The 19019-nt window shown below is 71.2% G+C and carries 15 protein-coding genes and 1 tRNA gene; 8 read left to right on the top strand and 8 right to left on the bottom strand.

Annotated features, from left to right (window positions below):
* Window positions 1–3: 3 nt before the first annotated feature.
* Window positions 4–921 carry a LysR family transcriptional regulator gene (locus AAG827_RS04115; protein ID WP_341924542.1) on the bottom strand — a complete coding sequence of 306 codons (918 nt, stop codon included), beginning with the start codon at window positions 919–921 and terminating at the stop codon, window positions 4–6.
* A 107-nt stretch (window positions 922–1028) separates the two neighbouring features.
* Here AAG827_RS04115 and AAG827_RS04110 point away from each other — a divergent pair, with 107 nt between their 5' ends.
* Entirely contained in the window at window positions 1029–1211 is a 183-nt protein-coding gene (locus tag AAG827_RS04110; RefSeq protein WP_341924541.1) for a hypothetical protein, read from the top strand.
* 112 nt (window positions 1212–1323) lie between these two features.
* Window positions 1324–1396 (top strand) — tRNA-Thr (locus tag AAG827_RS04105).
* Window positions 1397–1497: 101 nt separating this feature from the next.
* Here AAG827_RS04105 and arcC read toward each other — a convergent pair.
* The 3 genes from arcC to AAG827_RS04090 are packed head-to-tail and all read right to left on the bottom strand — an operon-like array spanning window position 1498 to window position 4701.
* On the bottom strand, window positions 1498–2469 hold the full coding sequence (arcC, locus tag AAG827_RS04100) for a carbamate kinase (RefSeq protein WP_341924540.1): 972 nt from the start codon (window positions 2467–2469) through the stop codon (window positions 1498–1500).
* 1 nt (window position 2470) lies between these two features.
* Window positions 2471–3472, bottom strand: a complete 1002-nt coding sequence (gene argF / locus AAG827_RS04095) for an ornithine carbamoyltransferase (protein ID WP_341924539.1) — start codon at window positions 3470–3472, stop codon at window positions 2471–2473.
* Between the two features lie 5 nt (window positions 3473–3477).
* Window positions 3478–4701 (bottom strand): arginine deiminase, encoded by a 1224-nt coding sequence (locus tag AAG827_RS04090; protein ID WP_341924538.1) that lies wholly within the window; start codon window positions 4699–4701, stop codon window positions 3478–3480.
* A gap of 178 nt (window positions 4702–4879) precedes the next feature.
* Between AAG827_RS04090 and AAG827_RS04085 the strand changes: the two genes are divergently transcribed.
* The gene (locus AAG827_RS04085; protein WP_341924537.1) at window positions 4880–6421 is read left to right on the top strand and encodes a YfcC family protein; all 1542 of its coding nucleotides are present in this window, start codon (window positions 4880–4882) and stop codon (window positions 6419–6421) included.
* Window positions 6422–6491: 70 nt separating this feature from the next.
* On the opposite strand, the gene AAG827_RS04080 is transcribed toward AAG827_RS04085, so the two are convergent.
* The 4 genes from AAG827_RS04080 to AAG827_RS04065 form a co-directional block, all read right to left on the bottom strand.
* Window positions 6492–7031, bottom strand: coding sequence for a YaeQ family protein (locus AAG827_RS04080; protein WP_341924536.1), 540 nt, complete (start codon window positions 7029–7031; stop codon window positions 6492–6494).
* 185 nt (window positions 7032–7216) lie between these two features.
* Entirely contained in the window at window positions 7217–8398 is a 1182-nt protein-coding gene (locus AAG827_RS04075) for a hypothetical protein (protein WP_341924535.1), read from the bottom strand.
* Window positions 8395–8874, bottom strand: a complete 480-nt coding sequence (locus AAG827_RS04070) for a SigE family RNA polymerase sigma factor (RefSeq protein WP_341924534.1) — start codon at window positions 8872–8874, stop codon at window positions 8395–8397. Before AAG827_RS04070 ends, AAG827_RS04075 begins: the two co-directional genes overlap by 4 nt.
* A gap of 103 nt (window positions 8875–8977) precedes the next feature.
* Entirely contained in the window at window positions 8978–9634 is a 657-nt protein-coding gene (locus tag AAG827_RS04065) for a TetR/AcrR family transcriptional regulator (protein ID WP_341924533.1), read from the bottom strand.
* A gap of 125 nt (window positions 9635–9759) precedes the next feature.
* Here AAG827_RS04065 and AAG827_RS04060 point away from each other — a divergent pair, with 125 nt between their 5' ends.
* From AAG827_RS04060 to AAG827_RS04040, 5 genes are all read left to right on the top strand, one after another.
* On the top strand, window positions 9760–10848 hold the full coding sequence (locus AAG827_RS04060) for an alpha/beta hydrolase family protein (protein WP_341924532.1): 1089 nt from the start codon (window positions 9760–9762) through the stop codon (window positions 10846–10848).
* The gene (locus tag AAG827_RS04055) at window positions 10824–13919 is read left to right on the top strand and encodes a TIM-barrel domain-containing protein (protein ID WP_341924531.1); all 3096 of its coding nucleotides are present in this window, start codon (window positions 10824–10826) and stop codon (window positions 13917–13919) included. The genes AAG827_RS04060 and AAG827_RS04055 overlap by 25 nt, the downstream gene beginning before the upstream one ends.
* Window positions 13920–14020: 101 nt before the next feature.
* Entirely contained in the window at window positions 14021–14746 is a 726-nt protein-coding gene (locus tag AAG827_RS04050; protein WP_341924530.1) for an LppX_LprAFG lipoprotein, read from the top strand.
* Between the two features lie 2 nt (window positions 14747–14748).
* A complete protein-coding gene (locus AAG827_RS04045; protein WP_341924529.1) occupies window positions 14749–16536 on the top strand; it encodes an MFS transporter in 1788 nt (595 codons plus the stop codon).
* Window positions 16537–16583: 47 nt separating this feature from the next.
* On the top strand, window positions 16584–19019 hold the full coding sequence (locus AAG827_RS04040) for an excinuclease ABC subunit UvrA (RefSeq protein ID WP_341924528.1): 2436 nt from the start codon (window positions 16584–16586) through the stop codon (window positions 19017–19019).

The raw sequence follows: 19019 nt of genomic DNA, 5'->3' as shown, positions 1-19019 counted from the left end.
GTCCTAGAGCGGTTCGGCGATGGCCTGGATCCTCGCGGTGGCGAGCTCGATCATCAGCTGGGCGGCCGGCGACAGCGTGGCGCCCGAGCGGTGCACGATCGCGAAGTAGTCCCACTGCCGTGGGCGCAGCGACACGAAGCCGGCGTTGGGTGCCAGACGGGGGAGCAGCTGCTCGGCCGCGCCCCGGGGGATGACGGAGTCGGCCAGCCCCATCCCGACCAGCTCGACGGCGATCTCGGGGTCCTCGACCTCGATCCGGGTCTGCGGGTTGAGCCCGGTCTCGTGCAGCATCCGGCGCAGGATGATCCGCACGGAGTCGTCGGCGCGGAAGGTCGTGTCGGGCATGACCAGCGAGGCCTTGCCCAGCCGCGCCGCGGTCACCGGTGAGCTGAGACGCTCGGGGTCGGAGCTGATGTAGACGAGCTCGTCGCGCGCCACCGGGATCACGTCCATCCCCTCGCTGGTCACGTTGGGGATCGCGATCATCGCCGCCTCGAGCCGCCCGCGGCGCAGGTCCTCCTGCACCTCGGTCGAGTTCTGCCCGACCAGCTCCACGCGCACGCCGGGGTGACGCGCGAGCACGTCGGCCACCAGGCCGGCCCCGGCGTAGAGGCGGGCCACGCCGAACATCCCGAAGCGGATGGTGCCGGTCTCGAGCCGTCGTACGCGCTGGGCGGCGAGCCGCGTCTCCTCCGCCGCCGCGATGGTGCGCTCGGCGTGCGGGCGGAGCGTGTCGGCCACCGTGGTCGGCACGACGCCGCGACCGACCCGGCGGAACAGGCTGACCCCCAGGGTCTTCTCGAGCCCGCGGATCTGCTCGGACACGCTCGGCTGGGCGTAGCCGAGCTCCTCGGCGGCCGCGGTCAGCGAGCCGTGCTCGTAGGTCGCGAGGAAGCAGCGGAGCTGATGCAACGAAAGCATAGGTTTCTCCTTGAGGACCAGAAGGAAAGAGAGGCTACCCCTTTGCCTTGTCCCGACGCAGACTTGGTGGTGTCACCGTCGTCTGTCCTCTGAGGGAGGGTCCTCGAATGTTCGCGCACACCTGCACCGCATGCTCCACCCGCTACCTGATCTTCCCGAGCCAGGTCACCGGGATCCGCAACTCCGCCGAGGGCGTCACCGTGGACTTCGTCTGCTGGTGCGACGCTCCGCAGAGCCAGGTCACCGGCAAGGCGGCCGGGCGCCGCCACCGCGAGGCCGTCGCCGCCTGAGCCTCGCTCCGGGCCTCTGCCGCCCGGGTGTCGTGCCGGTTTCGCGCTCCGCGGGAGTGCTCCGTATACTTCCCCGGGTTGCCCGGCAGGTCCTGACTGCGCCGGGCAGCACGCCGCCTTAGCTCAGTCGGTAGAGCGAGTCACTCGTAATGACTAGGTCGTCAGTTCGATTCTGACAGGCGGCTCCCTGTTGGCCCCTGACCTGCGAAGACGCAGGTCGGGGGCTTTTGTCATGCCCTCGACAAGGGACCGACGCAGAGTCGTGACGGCGCTGGCGCTCGTCGGCTCAGCCTGCCGCGATCCGAAGCCGACTCGGCACGCGCTGCGCCACATCCTCACCGTCATAGCGGCCGCTCGGAGTGATGATCGTCCCGGCCTCTCCACCCAGCATCGCCTCGACGTCGTCGAGGGAGCCGATCGCGGCAGTCCCACCCGTCAGCTCGACGAAGCGGCACACCGCATCGACCTTCGGTCCCATGGAGCCGGCCGGCGGGTTGAGAGCGCGGAGCTCGGCAGGAGTCGCCCGGTGGATCGGGCGCTGGTCGACCGTGCCGAAGTGCTCCATGACGGCAGGCACGTCGGTCAGGACCATGAGCACGTCGGCATCGAGTGCCTCGGCCAGGACCGCGCTGGTGAGGTCCTTGTCGACGACGGCTTCGACGCCACGCAGCAGTCCTGCTTCGTCGCGGATCACCGGCACGCCGCCCCCGCCGGCGCAGACCACGACGGCGCCGCTCTCGAGCAGGAGGCGGATGAGCCGCGTCTCGACGACGCGCTGCGGCCGCGGTGATCCGACGACGCGGCGCCAGCCGGCGCCGTCGGCCTTCACCACCCAACCGCGCTCAGTCGCCAGGCTCGACGCTTCGGCCTCGGTGTAGACCTCCCCGACGAACTTGGTCGGGTCGGCGAAGGCTGGGTCAGCGGCCTCGACCAGGGTCTGGTTGATGATGGCGGCGACCTGACGGTTCGGCACATGGTTCTGCAGGGACTGCAGCAACCAGTAGCCGATCATCCCCTGGGTCTGCGCCCCTAGGACGTCGAAGGGGTACGGCGTGGTCAGGTGCGGATCTGAGGCGCTCTGGAGCGCCAGAACGCCGACCTGCGGACCGTTGCCGTGGGTGATCACGAGCTCGTGGTGCTCGGCGATGCCGGCCAGCGCTGCGGCCGCCCGGTCGACGTTCGCCTCCTGGATCTCCGCGTCCGGCTTCTGCCCGCGCTGGAGCAGCGCGTTGCCGCCCAGCGCGACGACGATCCGCACCTCAGCTCCCCAGAGTGGCGACGAGGACGGCCTTGATGGTGTGCATCCGGTTCTCGGCTTGGTCGAAGACGATCGAGTGACGGGACCGGAAGACGTCGTCGGTCACCTCGAGGGCGTCCATGCCGGTCTTCTGGAAGAGGTCCTCGCCGACCTTGGTGTGCCGGTCGTGGAAGCCCGGGAGGCAGTGCATGAACTTGACCTTGGGGTTGCCGGTCGCCTTCACGACGTCCATATTGACCTGGTAGGGCTTGAGCACCTCGATGCGATCCAGCCAGGTCTCGGCGGGCTCACCCATCGAGACCCAGACGTCGGTGTAGAGGAAGTCGACTCCCGCGACGCCGGTCTGCACATCCTCGGTCTGGGTGATCCGGGCGCCCGTGATCTCGGCGATCTCCTGGGCCTTGGTCAGCACGTCGTCGTGGTTCCACAGGGATCGTGGGGCGACGATGCGCACATCCATGCCCATCATGGCGCCGGCGATGAGCAGCGAGTTGCCGACGTTGTTGCGGGCGTCGCCGAGGTAGGCGAAGGCGATGTCCTCGTCGTGCTTGCCGGCGTGCTCGCGCATGGTGAGCATGTCGCAGAGCGTCTGGGTCGGGTGCCACTCGTCGGTCAGGCCGTTCCACACCGGCACGCCGGCGTACGCCGCCAAGGTCTCGACGTTGGTCTGGGCGGAGCCTCGGTACTGGATGCCGTCGTACATGCGACCTAGGACTTGGGCGGTGTCCTCCATGGACTCCTTGTGGCCGATCTGCGACCCGGCGGGGTCCAGGTAGGTGACCCGGGCGCCCTGATCGAATGCGGCGACCTCGAAGGCGCACCTGGTGCGGGTCGAGGTCTTCTCGAAGATGAGGGCGATGTTCTTGCCGCTCAACCGCGGCTGCTCGGAGCCGGCGTACTTGGCCACCTTGAGCTCGGCGGCGAGATTCAGGAGGAACTTCCACTCCTGGGGAGTGAAGTCGATCTCCTTGACGAAGCTGCGGTTGCGCAGGTTGTAGGCCATGACGGTCAGATTCCTTCTCGCTCGATGGGGCAGGTCATGCAGCGAGGGCCGCCACGGCCGCGTCCGAGCTCGTTGCCTTGGATGGTGATCACCTCGACGCCGTTCTTGCGGAGGTAGGTGTTGGTGGTGACGTTGCGCTCGTAGGCGACGACGACACCCGGCCGGACGGCCAGCACGTTGCAGCCGTCGTCCCACTGCTCGCGCTCCGCGGCGTGAACGTCCTGGGTCGCGGTGAGCACGTTGATCGACGAGATCCCCAGGGCGGAGGCGATGGCGTCGTGCATCCCCTCAGCGGGGTGCGGCGTCACCTTCAGCTCCTTCTCGGTGTCGCCCGGCTCGATCGTGTACGACGGAAGCATTCCGAGGCCGACGTACTTGGTGAACGTGTCCTCGTTGACCATCGTCATGACGGTGTCGAGGTGCATGAACGCACGCTTCTGCGGCATCGACAGGGCGACGATCTTGCTCGCGCTGCCTGCCTCGAACAGCTTGATGGCGAGGCGCTCGACGCCCTGGGGTGTGGTGCGCTCGCTCATGCCGATCAGCACGGCTCCACGGCCGAGCACCAGGATGTCGCCACCCTCGGTCGTGGCCATCCCGTTGGCCGAGCCCTCGCCCCAGACGCGGAAGTCCTCCGCGGCGAGGGCCGGGTGCCACTGGTAGATCGCCTCGTAGTGGATCGTCTCGCGCATCCGGGCGCGCTTGCGCATCGCGTTGATGGAGACGCCGTCGAAGACCCAGGCCGAGGTGTCCCGCGTGAAGAGATGGTTGGGGAGCGGCGGGAGGAGCAGCTCGTCCAGGTCCAGTGACTGGATGCGCACCGACGCCGGCTCGGGTGTGCGCTCGAGCAGCTCGCGCTTGGTCATGCCACCGATCAGGTACGTCGTCAGCTCCGCGTCGTCCATGCCGCTGAAGGCGCTGTGCAGGGCATCCAGGGCCATCGGGCCGTAGACGCGCTCGTCGAACGTCCGCTCGAGGATGTACTGACGCGCCTCGGGGATCGCGACCGTCTCGGTCAGCAGCTCGTCGAGGAGGTGGACGTGGACGCCCTGGTCGCGGAGAGCCTCGGCGAACGCGTCGTGCTCCTGCTTGGCGTGCTTGACCCACAGCACGTCGTCGAAGAGGTACTCGTCGTGGTTCGTGGGCGTGAGTCGCTTCAGCTCGAGGTCCGGGCGGTGCAGGATCGCCTGTCGCAGTCGGCCGACCTCCGAGTCAACGTGCAGTGTCATCTGTTCTTCTCTCATCAGGTGCTCATCGGTGATGCCCCGCCAGCGTGCCGCCGGAGGTGCGGCCGGACCGAGAGTCGAAAGTCCTGACGAGACAGGTCTCCGGACAGGTCTCTCCATGCATCCGGCACTGGTTCCTTGAGACCAAGGCACTTCGCCTTTTCACGAGAGGGGGGCCGTCGTGGCCTTCAAGACCAACACCTCTCCGTCCACGTCACGAGGCGCGCCGGAGAAGGGGACAGGCACGAAGGAGCCCTTCCGTTTCCCGAGCGCCTTCACCGTGCTGTTCGGAGTCACCATCGCGGTGTGGGCGCTCGCCTTCATCGTCCCGACCGGCAAGTACGCGACCAACGCGGAGACCGGCGCACCCGTCCCCGGCAGCTACGCCGGCACGGACGGTGGGCTCTCCTTCGGCGACCGCTTGATGGAGCTCTTCATGGCTCCGATCAACGGTCTCTACGGAGTGATGAACGCAGACGGCTACATCGGCCCGTACGAGACCGGCGAGCTGTACGGCGCGGCCGGAGTCTTCCTGTTCGTCCTCGCGATCGGCATCTTCATCACGATGGCGATGCGGACAGGAGCGATCGACAACGGGGTCGCTCGCATCGCGACCCGGATGAGCGGACGAGGGACGATCCTGATCGCCGTGCTCATGGTGCTGTTCTCGATCGGCGGCACCACGGAGGGCATGGCGGAGGAGACGCTCGGCTTCTACGGCCTGCTGATCCCGCTGATGCTCGCTCTGGGCTATGACCGCATGGTGGCCGCAGCCACCATCCTGGTCGGTGCCGGCATCGGTGTGCTGGCGTCCACCGTGAACCCCTTCGCCACCGGCGTCGCCTCCGACGCGGCCGGCATCTCGATCGGCGACGGCATCGGCTTCCGGTTCCTCATGTATCTGGTGCTCGTGCCCGTCGGCGTGTGGTGGGTCGTCCGCTACGCCAGGAAGGTGCACGCGGACCCTGCGTCCTCCCGCGTCGGCGCGGTCGAGGGCGACGTCGAGCTCCGTGCCCAGGGCGTCCGGGCCGCGGACCCGCTGACCGGACGCGAGAAGACAGTGCTCTCGATCGTCGGTCTGACTTTCGCCTTCATGATCTTCGCGATCGTCCCGTGGGCCCAGGTCATCAACGGCCCGGCCGCCGAGAGCTTCGGCTGGCAGCTGGACTGGTACTTCCCTGAGCTCGCCGCCCTGTTCTTGGTGATGGCTCTCGTGGTCGGCCTCATCGGCGGCCTCGGGGAGAAGGGCCTGACCGACACGATCGTTCACGGCGCAGGTGACTTCATCGGGGTCGGCCTGATCATCGTGCTGGCTCGCGGCGTCACCGTGATCATGAACAACGCGGAGATCACCGGCACGATCCTCCACTCGATGGAGAACCTGGTGGACGGCAGCTCCAACGCGCTGTTCGGTGCGGGGATGTTCCTCATCAACATCCCGCTCGCGTTCCTCGTCCCGTCGACGTCGGGCCATGCGGCCCTGGCGATGCCGATCCTGGCGCCGCTCGCGGACTTCGCCGGTGTCGAGCGGGCCATGGTCATCACGGCCTACCAGTCGGCCTCGGGGCTGGTGAACCTGATCACCCCCACCTCGGCGGTCGTGATGGGTGGCCTGGCACTGGCCAAGGTGCGCTATGACCAGTACTTGCGGTTCGTCCTCCCGCTGGTCGGCATCTTGTTCGTGCTCTCCATGGCGTTCGTGGCGATCGGGGCAGCCCTCTAGCGTTGCCGCGAAAAGGCAGCACGGCCCGGACCACCTCGGTGGTCCGGGTCCTGCCCTTGGCCCCCTCCCGCTAGCTGATCGGGTGGTCGTGCACCGCCGATGAGAGGTGCACGCCGTTCAGCTCCAGGTAGAGCTGCCGCTCCGTGACGGTGAGCGTGATCGTGTTGCGGCGCTCCATCTTGGCCACCGCTGAATCGATGAACCCGGGATCGAAGCTGTGCAGCACGATCTCGGCGGCGCGGTGGATCCTCGCCCCTGCCCATTGCGCGAGCACCTTGGCCGGGTCGCGGTGCGTGTAGATCGTCGTGCGCTCGGCAGCCTTGCTGCCCGTGTGAAGCCGCGCGGCATCCGGTGCGCCGACCTCGATCCAGGCGAGCAGCTTCCCGCTCAGGTCACGCACCAGCACCGCCGGGGCGTCGGTCGCCGAGATGCCCTCGCTGAAGGCGATGCCCTCTTCGTGCTCGAGACAGTAGGCGAGCACGCGCGTCACGAGGTACGCCTCGGTCTCTGACGGATGCCGCGCCGCGCGCAGTGTGAACGTCTCGTAGACGCCGCGATCCGTGTCGGCCAACTCGACTTCAAACGTGTGCATCGTCGCGCCAGCCGCCATGGGGCTCAGCCTAGTCCGGGAACGGGTACCTCTCGCGTCGTCAGCACCGTCGCCTGATCGCGGCGGATTGCCGTCCATTGACTCTCGGAGGTGGCCCAGCAGACCTACCGCTGCATGGCCCTGGCTGGCTCGGTCGAACTGTGCCCTGGGAAGGCCAAGGTCGCAGCCAAGAAGCTCCGCGCCCGTCACGGGAAGGCGTTGGGTGCCAGCGCGTAGCGGCCAGCAGGGGAGTCCGCGTCGATCGGGCTGGGCTCGGTCGCGAGCTGGAGCGTGCCGTCGAGGGCCACCCGCACGAGGGCCTGGGCGTCGCCCTGGGTGGTGTCCAGGAGGAGGTGTTGGTCGTCCTCCCACACGGCAGTCCAGAAGGCGAAGCCCGCGGGGGTGGTGAACTCGTGGAGCTGGCTGCCGGAGGCGGCGTCGAAGACACCCCAGGTCAGGGGTGCGTCGGGGGCCCCGGGGCGCAGCCCGACGACCGACGACCCGTCCGGGCTGAAGTCTTGCAGCAGCCAGCCCGGGCTCGTCCAGCTCACGGATCCGGTGGTCGGGTCGAGGACCGCGCCGGTGGGCGGTGCGTCCTGGCTGCCGGCGAGGCGCCCGCTGACGAGACCCAGGCGTGCGTTGACGCCCGTGACCCTGGCGAGCGGGTCGAGGGTGGTCGTGGTGCCGTCGAGGCCGAGGAGCACGGGCTGCCCCTCGTTGTAGGGGCTGGCGACGACCGCGTCGCCGAGGATCCCGACCAGGCCGGCGTCCCGGAGCGGCATCGGCCGGGTCCGGTCGGCGGTCGAGGAGGGTCCGGTGGGTCCCACGTGGAGGGTGATCTCGCCACCGCCACGCGTGCAGTCGGCGGTCGCCGGGCTGACGGCGAAGGCGGTGGAGGCCCCGTCCGGGCTGAGGGCCAGGCTGCCGTGACCGCACCACTGCGCCTCGTCCTCGTGGCCGAGCCAGATGACGTGACCGTCTCCGCGGCGCACCACCAGGAGCGAGTCGCGGTAGGGCACGACGCGGACGACGTCGTCGAAGGGCAGCCTGGTCCTGGTGCCGTCAGCGGCGACGTAGTCGCGACCGTCGATCCAGGCGATGGTGGGGGGAGCGCCGAGGGCGACGTCGGCCAGCGTCACCGGCGCCGTCGACTCCTGCGAGGGGCCGGCCGGCCCGTTGCCGGTGTCGCTGGACCGTGAGGCGTTGACGACGAACGGTGCCGCGAGCACCAGGGCGGCGGCTGCGGTGGCGACACCGGCGCGGAGGTTGCGGCGACGACGCAGGTGCCGTGCGGTGGAGACGACGTCACTCAGCGGGGTCGAGGGCGCCTCGAAGTGCTCGATCCGCTCGCGCAGGGCGTCGCTGAGGAGGTCCTCGGGCCGGGTCATGACATCTCCTCGGGAAGGCGGGTGCGCAGTGCGGCGAGTGCCCGGCTCGCCTGGGACTTCACGGTGCCGAGCGAGATGCTGAGGGCGTCGGCGATCTCCGCCTCCGAGAGGTCTTCGTAGTAACGCAGCACGATCACGGCGCGTTGTCGCGGTGGCAGTGACGCGACGAAGCGCCAGACGGCCTCCCGGCTGCCGTCGTACTCGATCGCCGGCTGGCCGACGTCCGGTGGGTCGTCGGTCATCACCTCGCGGCGCCGCCACTGTCGCCGCCAGGCCGAGCGGTGCTCGTTGAGCAGGATCCGGCGCGCGTAGCCGTCGAGGCGGTCGCGGTCGTCGAGGCGGTCCCAGGCGAGGTAGAGCTTGGCCAGCGTGGTCTGAACGAGGTCCTGGGCGGCGTGCTCGTCATTGGTCAGGAGCAGCGCGAGGCGCTGCAGGGCCGGCTCGCGTGCGACCAGCCAGGAGTCGAACGCCACCACGGATGCATCCCTCGTCACTGTGTGCGGCACACCCCTTACACGCATCGCGTGCTCCCAGGGTTGCACGAGATCGCGAGGAGGCCCTCAGACCTCGACCTCGACGTCACGCCAGGGGTGAGGGAACGCCGGTCAGCCCCAGCAGCCAGAGGTCCTCGACGGCCTGGCGCACGCGGTCGAGGGAGTCGTCGTCGGGGTGGCGCAACGCCTGGGCGCACAGCTCGAAGGAGGCGCCGATCACGGCCAGACCCAGGGACGGGTTCAGCGGCGGCAGGTCGGGGTGCTGGCGGCGGAGCTCGGCGGCGAGGCCGTGGAAGAGGCTCTGGCCGAGCGTGAGCATCTCCTCGCGCCGTTGGAGGCCGACCTCGCCGGTGGCGTAGACCTCCAGGATGAACGCCCGGGCCGCCTCGGGCTCGCGCAGGCCGCGGTCGATGATCAGCTCGCCGCAGGCGGCCACGACCTCGCGCAGGGGGGCCGGTCGACTGCCGATGCGCAGCAGGTCGTCGAAGAAGCGGTGGCCCCACTGGTCGTAGGCGGCGAGGAAGGCGTCGCGCTTGTCGGCGAACTGCTCGTAGAACGCGCTGCGGGAGACGCGGGCCTGGGCGGTCACGTGGGCGACGGTGGTGGCGGCGTAGCCCCGGGAGCCGACCGCGACGAGCGTCGCCTCCAGCATCCGGTGCCGCTGCGAGGCGCGGACCTCCTCCCGCGACAGGCCGTGCGGGCCGTGCGGCAGCCGCTCGGCAGCAGGGGGAGCGTTGGTCACGGAAGCGACGCTACCGGGACGCCGGCACGCTTGACAAAGTCGGGTACGGCTCCGTACTTTGCTGGTCGCGTACAGGTCCGTACGCAACGGTCTCGGACCGTCGAGACAGGATCCGTGGGGCCGACATGGGGAACAGCAGCGGTGCGGGGTGGCGCCTGGTCGCGCCACTCGTCCTCGCGCTGCTGCTGGGCGCGGCGCCCGGGGCGGGGCCCGCGCCCGTGTCGTCGTCGATCACCACGGCCGGCTCGGCTGCGCCCGGGTCGGCCCGAGTCGTGGACGAGCGCTGGATCCGTCCGGGTCGCGAGGTGGACGTCACGATCGCCTCGCCCGCCCTGCAGGGTCGTGCGACGGCACGCCTCCTGCTGCCGCGCGGTTGGTCGTCCGGCAGCGCACGACGCTGGCCGGTGCTCTACCTGCTCCACGGCTGCTGCGAGCGCGACGCCCACCGGGTCTGGACCCGCAACACCGATGTCGAGCGGCTCGCGGCGACGTACGGCGTCATCGTGGTGATGCCGCCTGCGGGATGGGCCGGCTTCTACTCCGACTGGGCCCACCACGGGCGCGGCGGCGCACCCCGGTGGGAGGACTTCCACCTCCGGGAGCTCAGGCGCATCGTCGAGCGCGACTACGGCGGCGGCACACGGCGGGCGGTCGCCGGGTTGTCGATGGGCGGGTTCGGTGCGTTGTCCTACGCCGCGCGCCACCCCGGGATGTTCGCGGCCGCGGCGAGCTTCAGCGGTGTCGTGCACACCCTGATGGACGTGCGCGGGCCGGCACTGACGAGCGGGCTCGTGGCCTCCGGTGGCGACGACCCCACCGCGCTCTGGGGTGATCCGGTGCTCGATCGGGACGTGTGGGCCGCCCACAACCCCTACGACCTGGTCCCACGTCTTGGCTCGATCCCCCTCTACCTCTCCAGTGGCGACGGCGCGCCCGGGCCGCTCGACCGTGGTGCCGAGGCTGGCGCCGACCTCCTCGAGGCCACGATCGGTGCGATGAACCGCCGGCTGCTCGCGCGGCTGCGCGCGGCCGGTGCGTCGGTGACCGCGCACCTCTACGGACCTGGCACCCACACCTGGCGCTACTGGCGCCGCGAGCTGCACCGGGCCTTTCCGATGCTGATGACCGCCGTGGGGGCGCGCCGGACCACGCACGCCACCCCTTCCACCCTCGATCCACAGGAGCCCCGTTGCGTGTCCGCCGCGGTCTGTTGACCCCTGCCCTGCTCGTCGTCCTGGTCATGCTCGTCGCGGGCCTGACGGCTCCCGGCTCGTCCGCCAGCGACCTCTCCGCCAGCGACCGCTCCGCCGGCGCCGCGGGCTCCGCCGGCGGGACCGCGGACGGGCGTGCGATCCGCTACGTCGCGATGGGTGACTCCTTCAGCTCCGCGGCCGGCGTGATGCCGCTGGACACCGCCGCGCCCCCGCAGTGCCAGCGCTCGACCCGCAGCTATCCGAGCCTGATCGCCGCGGCCGTCGGTGCCCGGCGGGTGGACGTCACCTGCGGCGGCGCCGACACCGGTCACTTCCGGACCTCGCAGTACCCCGACGTGCCGCCCCAGCTCGACGCCCTCGAGCGCGGGACCGAGCTGGTGACGATGACGATCGGGCTCAACGACAGCCTGGGGTTCCTCCGCATCCAGGCCGCCTGCGGCACGGCCGGCCTCGCCACGCTGGGACGGGGCAGCCCGTGTCGCGACACCTACGGCGACTCCTTCGCCCGGACCATCCGCACGACGACGTACCCCGCTCTGGTGCGGGCGCTGCGCGGCGTGCGGGAGCGGGCGCCGCGGGCGCGGGTGGCGATCCTGGGGATCCCGTGGGTCCTGCCGCGCACAGGAGGCTGCTTCCCCACGATGCCGGTGGCGCAGGGCGACGTTCCCTACGTGCGTCGGATCCAGACGGTGCTCAACGACGCGATCCGCCGGGCGGCCCGCGCGACCGGGGCGGAGTACGTCGACTTCGCGCGGGTCTCGGAGGGGCACGACGCCTGCCAGCCGGCGGGACGCCGGTGGATCGAGCCGGCGGTGCTGGGGGACAACCCGGTCATCGTGCACCCCAACGCGCTGGGGGAGCAGCGGATGGCGCAGCGCACGATCGAGGTCCTCGGCCTGACGGCTCGCACCTCCCGGGAGGCGCCGCGCCAGAGCCTGCGGGTGCGCGCGGGGAGCGCCAGCGCCGTGGTGCGGTCGAGGCCGTTCGGGTTGTCCTTCCGTGACTCCGGCCGCGAGGTGCTGTCCTCCGTGCCCACCAGCGGCCGTCCGACCCCGAGCCTGCACGTGTCCGACGTGCTGGGCACGGTGGGGGACACCGACGTCGTCCCTCCGCGCTACGCCCCGATCACCTTCACGGTCGGCCGGGTCGAGATGACCCAGGCCGAGCCGTTCCCGGTGGTCACCGCCAACCCGTTCCTCACGCTGTCGGCCGGGGCGACGTACTCCCTCACCGACGTGCTGTCCTCGAGGCGCCTGCCGGACGGCGGACTCCGGCTGCGGGTGGCGACCGACGACCCGACCGGCCGGAGGGCGGTCGTGGAGGTGCGCCCCGACCGCGGTGACGCCGTGCGGACGCATGTGCGCCTGGTCCCCGACACGGGGGTCGCGTTCGTGGGGGCGAGCTTCACCTCGGGGCGCGACGAGGCGTTCCGCGGATTCGGTGGGCGTCGCAACGCGATGGACCAGGCGGGGGAGAGCTTCTTCAACTGGATCGAGCAGACGATCTTCGACGAGCCGCCCTTCGCCGGCCAGCCGCAGTCGGGGTGGTACCAGCAGGCGCAGTTCATCTCGTCCCGGCCCTACGGCTTCTTCCTGGAGCAGAGCGAGCTGTCGCGGTGGCGGATGCGCTCGGACCGTGACGACGCCTGGCAGGTGGACAGCAGCTCGCGCGGGCTCAGGTTCACCGTCGCTCCGGGATCGGGGCCGAAGGCGATCCGCACGCTGACGGCGATCACGGGGCGCACGCCGGTGCCCCCGCGCTGGCAGGTGGCGCCGATCTTCGCCCAGACCCTCAGCGGCGGCACCACGGGCAAGTCCCCGGCGACCTACGAGGCCGAGATCCGCGCCTCGCTGCGCAAGATCGAGGAGCTCGACCTGCCCTACGAGGCGTTCAGCTTCGAGGCGTGGTGGCTGCTGAAGAGGGTCGGGCGCCTCGACGACATCATCACGCTCATCAGGCGCCACGGGATGCGTCCGCTGGTCTACTTCCGCGCCTGGGCCGGCAACGACGGTCAGGGGCTGGAGGACGACGACGCCTTCACCACCGCGCTGCGGCAGGGGTACGGCGCCACGCGGGTCGACGGGTCGCCGTACGTCTTCTCCGACACGCTCGCGCCCGGTCGGCTGGCGGTGCAGCTCGACTTCACCAACCCGGCCACCATCCGGTGGTGGCGGCAACGGATCCGTGCCGTGCTCGATGCCGGGGCGGACGGGTTCATGCAGGACTTCGGCGAGCAGACGATGTGGGACATGCGCTTCGCTGACGGCTCGACCGGCCGCACCGCGCACAACCGCTACCCGATCGACTTCCACCGGGCCACACGTCGGATCATCGAGGAGTGGCACCGGGAGCACCCGGAGCGCACCGAGCCGATGTTCTACGTGCGCTCGGGCTACTCCGGGCGGCCGGGGTCGGCGGCCTACGAGTCGGCCAACTGGTGCGGCGACTACGAGTCCAACTGGACCCGCACCACCGGCATCGCCGCCCTCACCACGGACATGCTCAACCGTGCGATCGGGGGTGCCTACGGCTTCCACTGCGACACGGGCGGCTACATGGACCTGCTCTCCGGTCCCCCGAGCCGCGAGCTGTTCCTGCGGTGGTCGTGGTACGCCGCGCTCACGCCGGGCAACCGGGTGCACGGTGGACCCGTGCAGGGTCAGAAGTTCCCGTGGAGCTGGGACGACCGGGCCGCGCAGATCCATCGCGACTCCCTGCTGCTGCACCGGGCCGCGGAGCCCTACATCCTGAGGCTGTGGCGCGAGGCCAAGCGCACCGGCATGCCCATCACGCGACCGATGTGGCTCGCCCACCCAGGCATGCGCGGGGTCGGGAGGCTCGACCAGCAGTACCTGCTCGGTCCCGACGTCCTGGTCGCCCCGGTCGTGACCCAGGGCGCCACGACCCGCCGGGTGGTGTTCCCGCCCGGGTGCTGGCGCGACCCGGTCACGGGCCGACGGTTCGCAGGGTCGACGACCGCCACGATCCGGGCCCCGATCGACCGGACGCCGTACTTCTTCGCCTGCGGCACCACGCCCTTCCAGCCGCCCGGTGCGAGGGACCGCGCCTGACAGCCGACCGCGCTCGAGCAGGCCCCGTCAGGTGCGGACCTCCGACCCTGGTGGGGAGGCGCCGGGGGCGTGACGCTGGGGATGTGAGCAGACATCGTGGAGTGACGGGGGCAGGAGCACGTGGCCATGCGGCGCGAGGTGGTCGCACCCGTGCGGTCCTCCTGCTGGCCGTCCTGGTGGTGCCCCTCGGTGCCTGCTCCGGGGACGGGGGCGGGGGGTCCGAGGAGAGCCCCCAGGAGGTGCTGGCTGCGGCGAAGCAGGCCCTGGACGACACCAGCGGGGTGACCCTCTCGTTGAGCGCCGAGGAGCTCCCGGCCGAGGTCGACGGCGTCCTGGAGGCGACCGGCGCCGCCACGCACGCGCCCGCCTTCGAGGGGGACCTGACCGTGGTCGTCAACGGGCTGGACGTCGACGTGCCGGTGGTCTCGGTGGACGGCACGGTCTACGCCCAGCTGCCCTTCACGACCGAGTTCGCCGAGGTGAACCCCGCGGACTACGGTGCGCCGGACCCGGCCCGGCTCATGGACCCCGAGACCGGACTGTCGTCATGGCTGGTCGACGCGACGGGCATCGAGGAGGGCGAGCGCGTCCGCGACGGCGAGCTGGTGCTGAGCACCTACGCCGGTTCGTTGCCCGGCGCGGTGGTGGACGCCTCGATCCCGAGCGCCGACGAGTCCGCCGACTTCCCGGTCGTGTTCCACATCGACGAGGACGGACGGCTGCGGAGCGTGGAGGTGTCAGGCCCGTTCTACGGCTCGAAAGGCACCGTGGACTACACCGTGGGCGTCGACGACTACGGCACGCTCCAGGACATCACGAGGCCGTGACCGTGCCCGACGTATCGCCCACGGCAGTGGACCGGCGCGGCCGGCTGCTGCTGGGACTGGCCGCGGTCGCGGTGGGCTTCGCCGCGGCGGACAACTACGTCGTGGTGCTCGCCCTGCCCGACATGATGGGCTCGGCCGGGCTCTCGGCGGAGGACCTGCAGAAGGCCGCGCCGATCATCTCCGGCTTCCTGCTCGGCTACATCGCGATGCTGCCGCTCATCGGTCGCATCGCCGACATCCGCGGCCGGCTGCCGGTGCTCGTCGGCGCGCTGGTCGTCTTCGGGCTCGGCTCGCTGGTCACGGCGGCGGCGTACGACCTGAGCAGTGTGGTGGTCGGCCGCCTGCTCCAGGGTGTGGGGGCCGGCGGGCTGCTGCCGCCGACGCTCGCGCTCGTCGCCGACCTCTATCCGCCGCACCGCCGCGGGATGCCTCTCGGCGTGGTCGGGGCGGTGCAGGAGCTCGGCAACGTGGTGGGCCCGGTCTATGGCGCGGTCGTGCTCGCCTTCGGCAGCTGGCGCACGATCTTCTGGATCAACCTGGCCGTCGGCTTCGTCCTGGCCGCCGTCATCCGCCAGCAGCGCGCCGTCGGGAGCGCGGTGAGGAACGACGTCGGGCCCGCGGCGCCGCGCGGCCTCGACTGGCCGGGGTTGGCGCTGGCGACCTCGGCACTCGCCTGCCTGGTGCTGGTGATGACCCAGCCCGATCGGCTCCTGGCAGACATCACCGTGGGGCTCGCCTTCCTGCCCGTCGTCGGCGACAGCCGGTGGCTCTCCCCGCTGGCGCTGGCCTGCCTCGCGCTGACGGCGCTGCTGGTGCTGCGGTGCCTGACGGCGCGCCGGCCGCTCCTCGACCTCCGGTCCTGGCGCGACACCCTGGCGAAGGTCGACGTGCTCGGCGCGCTGCTGCTCTCCGTGGTCCTGGCCGGGGTGATCCTCACCTTCTCGACCGCCGACCCGGAGGTCCAGGTCTTCTCACCCGCAGGACCGTGGCTGCTGACGACGAGCGCGGTCGCGGCCGTGCTGTTCTGGCTCCGCAACCGGGCGGTCACCCACCCGTTGGTGCCGCCGGGCGCGGTGGCGGCGACGCCGGCGTGGGGGGCACTGGTCGTCAGCTTCTTCGTCGGCGCCGCGGTGATCGCAGCCCTGGTGGACATTCCGATCTTCGCCCGGCTCACGGTCTACAACGACTCTCAGCTCATGGCCGCGCTGGTGCTGGTGCGCTTCCTCGTCGGGCTCCCCATCGGCGCCTTCCTCGGCGGGTGGCTGAGCCACCACCTCAACGCCGGGGTGGTCACGGCGCTGGGGATGGCGGTCTCCGCCGTCGGCTTCGGGTGGATGTCGCAGTGGGCGTTCGAGGCGCTGGAGAGCCCGGTGGCCACGGTGCCGCTGGTGGCCGCCGGGCTGGGGATCGGCCTGGCGATGGCGCCGGTGAACGCCGCCCTGCTCGCGGCCACCGACGCCAGCGTCCACGGCCTGGCCAGCGCCCTGCTCATCGTCGCGCGCACCGTCGGCAAGCTGGTGGGCATCAGCGTGCTGACTGCCATCGGGCTGCGTCGCTACTTCGCCGAGCAGGCGGACCTCCCCACCCCGATGGAGGTGTGCGGCCAGGGGGACAGCCGGTGCCGGGAGTTCAGCCGGATCCTGCAGGACGCCGGGCTGGTCCAGCTGCAGACGATCTTCCTCGGCGCCGCCGCGAGCTGCGTGGTGGCCGGTCTGGTGGCGCTCGTCGTGTTCCGGCACGCCGACACCCGGCAGGTCCGCACCTCAGCCCTCGGGTCCGGAGTGGGCTGAGGGCCCCGGCGGACGGTTCAGCGCGAGGGTGGCGGGTAACGGATCGGGTGACCCATGACCCGAACGACCACTTCGTCCACGTGCGTGGTGCCAGCGAGCACAACCTGAGGAACGTCGACGTCGACGTGCCGCGCGACGCCATGGTCGCCTTCACCGGCGTCTCCGGATCGGGCAAGTCCTCGCTGGCCTTCGGCACGTTGTACGCCGAGGCGCAGCGACGCTACTTCGAGTCCGTCGCGCCCTACGCCCGTCGGCTCCTGCAGCAGGTCGACGCCCCGCACGTGCAGGAGGTCACCGGCCTGCCACCTGCCGTGGCGCTCCAGCAGCGCCGTGGCGCCGCCAGCTCGCGCTCGACGGTCGGCACGATCACCACGCTGTCCAACCTGCTGCGGATGCTCTACTCCCGCTCGGGCACCTACCCCGACGGCGCCCGGCACCTCGCGGCCGAGGCGTTCTCGCCCAACACCGCGGCGGGTGCGTGCCCCCGCTGCCACGGCCTCGGCCAGGTCCACGACGTGACCGAGGAGCTGATGGTCCCCGACCCGTCCAAGAGCATCCGCGACGGCGCGATCGCCGCGTGGCCCGGTGCGTGGCAGGGGGCCAACCTGCGCAGCATCGTGACGGGTCTCGGGATCGACGTCGACCGGCCCTTCGAGAAGCTGCGCAAGAAGGACCGCGACTGGCTGCTCTTCACCGACGAGCAGCCCTCGGTGCTGATCAAGCCGGAGCGCGACCGCATCGACCACGGCTACTACGGCAAGTTCTGGAGCGCCCGCAAGCACGTCCTCCACGTGCTCGCCGACTCCAAGAGCGAGCAGATGCGCACCCGTGCCCTCCGCTTCGTCGAGGAGGCTGCCTGCGGTGAGTGCCACGGCACCGGCCTCCAGGCGGAGGCGCTCGCGGTGCACTTCGCCGGCGCCTCGATCGCCACGGTCAACGCCACCTCGCTGGCCGAGGTGGCCGACCTGCTGCGCCCCTTCGCGACCCAGGCAGAGACCGAGGTGACGGTGCGGCTGTGCGCCGACCTGCTGGCGCGCATCGAGGTCCTCCTCGACCTGGGCCTGGGCTACCTCTCGCTGGGCAGGAGCTCGACCACCCTCTCGCCGGGCGAGGCCCAGCGCCTGCGGATCGCCACCCAGCTGCGCTCCGGGCTCTTCGGCGTGGTCTACGTCCTCGACGAGCCCTCCGCAGGCCTCCACCCCGCCGATGCCGAGCCGCTGCTCGCCGTGCTCGACGCGCTGGTCGCCGCCGGCAACTCGCTCTTCGTCGTGGAGCACGACATGGACGTCGTACGACGAGCCGACTGGGTCGTGGACATCGGCCCCGGGGCCGGTGAGGGTGGCGGCCGGGTGCTCTACTCCGGGCCCGTCGCGGGGCTCGAGCAGGTCGCCGAGTCAGTCACGGCGCGGCACCTCTTCGACCTCGGTCCGGTCGAGGGGCGCGAGCCCCGTGAGCCACGCGGCTGGCTGCGGCTCAGCGGCGTCACCCGGCACAACCTGACCGACCTCGCGGTCGACGTGCCGACCGGTGTGCTGACCGCCGTCACCGGGGTGTCGGGGTCGGGCAAGTCGACCCTGGTCACCCAGGTGCTCGCCGAGCTCGTGCGTGAGCACCTCGGGCTGCCCGAGGGCGATGAGGAGGACGCAGAGACGGTGGGGACCGATGGTGCGCCGGTGGCCAGGGCCGACGGGCTCGAGGCGGTCGACCGGATGGTGCGGGTCGACCAGCGCCCGATCGGCCGGACGCCGCGGTCCAACCTGGCGACGTACACCGGGCTCTTCGACGCCGTCCGCAAGCTCTTCGCGGCCACCGACGAGGCGCGCGCCCGCGGCTACACGGCCGGCCGCTTCTCCTTCAACACCGTCGAGGGGCGCTGCGAGACCTGCCAGGGGGAGGGGTTCGTCGCGATCGAGCTGCTCTTCCTGCCCGGCACCTACGCGCCGTGCCCGACGTGCCACGGTGCGCGCTACGACGAGCAGACGCTGGAGGTGACCTACCGCGAGCGCAGCATCGCCGACGTGCTCGCGATGACCGTCGACGACGCGGCCGGCTTCCTCGCGGACAGCCCGGCCGCCTCGCGCAGCCTCGAGACGTTGCGGGAGGTGGGGCTGGGCTACCTGCGTCTCGGGCAGCCCGCGACCGAGCTCAGCGGTGGCGAGGCCCAGCGGATCAAGCTGGCGACCGAGCTGCAGCGCGCCCGCCGCGGTCACACGCTCTACCTCCTCGACGAGCCGACGTCCGGGCTGCACCCCGCCGACGTCGTCGTGCTGCTGCGCCAGCTGCACCGCCTCGTCGACGAGGGCGACACCGTGGTCCTCGTCGAGCACGACCTCGACACCATCGCCGGCGCCGACTGGATGATCGACCTCGGCCCGGGCGGGGGCGATCGCGGCGGCGAGGTGGTGGCCGTCGGGACTCCCCGTCAGGTCGCCGCCGCGGGGGTCGGGGTGACGGCGCCCTACCTCGCTCGGCGGCTCGGCTGA

The sequence above is a fragment of the Nocardioides psychrotolerans genome, from assembly GCF_943371775.1.
Classification (GTDB): Bacteria; Actinomycetota; Actinomycetes; order Propionibacteriales; family Nocardioidaceae; genus Nocardioides; species Nocardioides psychrotolerans_A.
The sequence above is the reverse complement of the archived record's forward strand: the minus strand, read 5'-3'. Positions and strand labels throughout refer to the sequence as shown.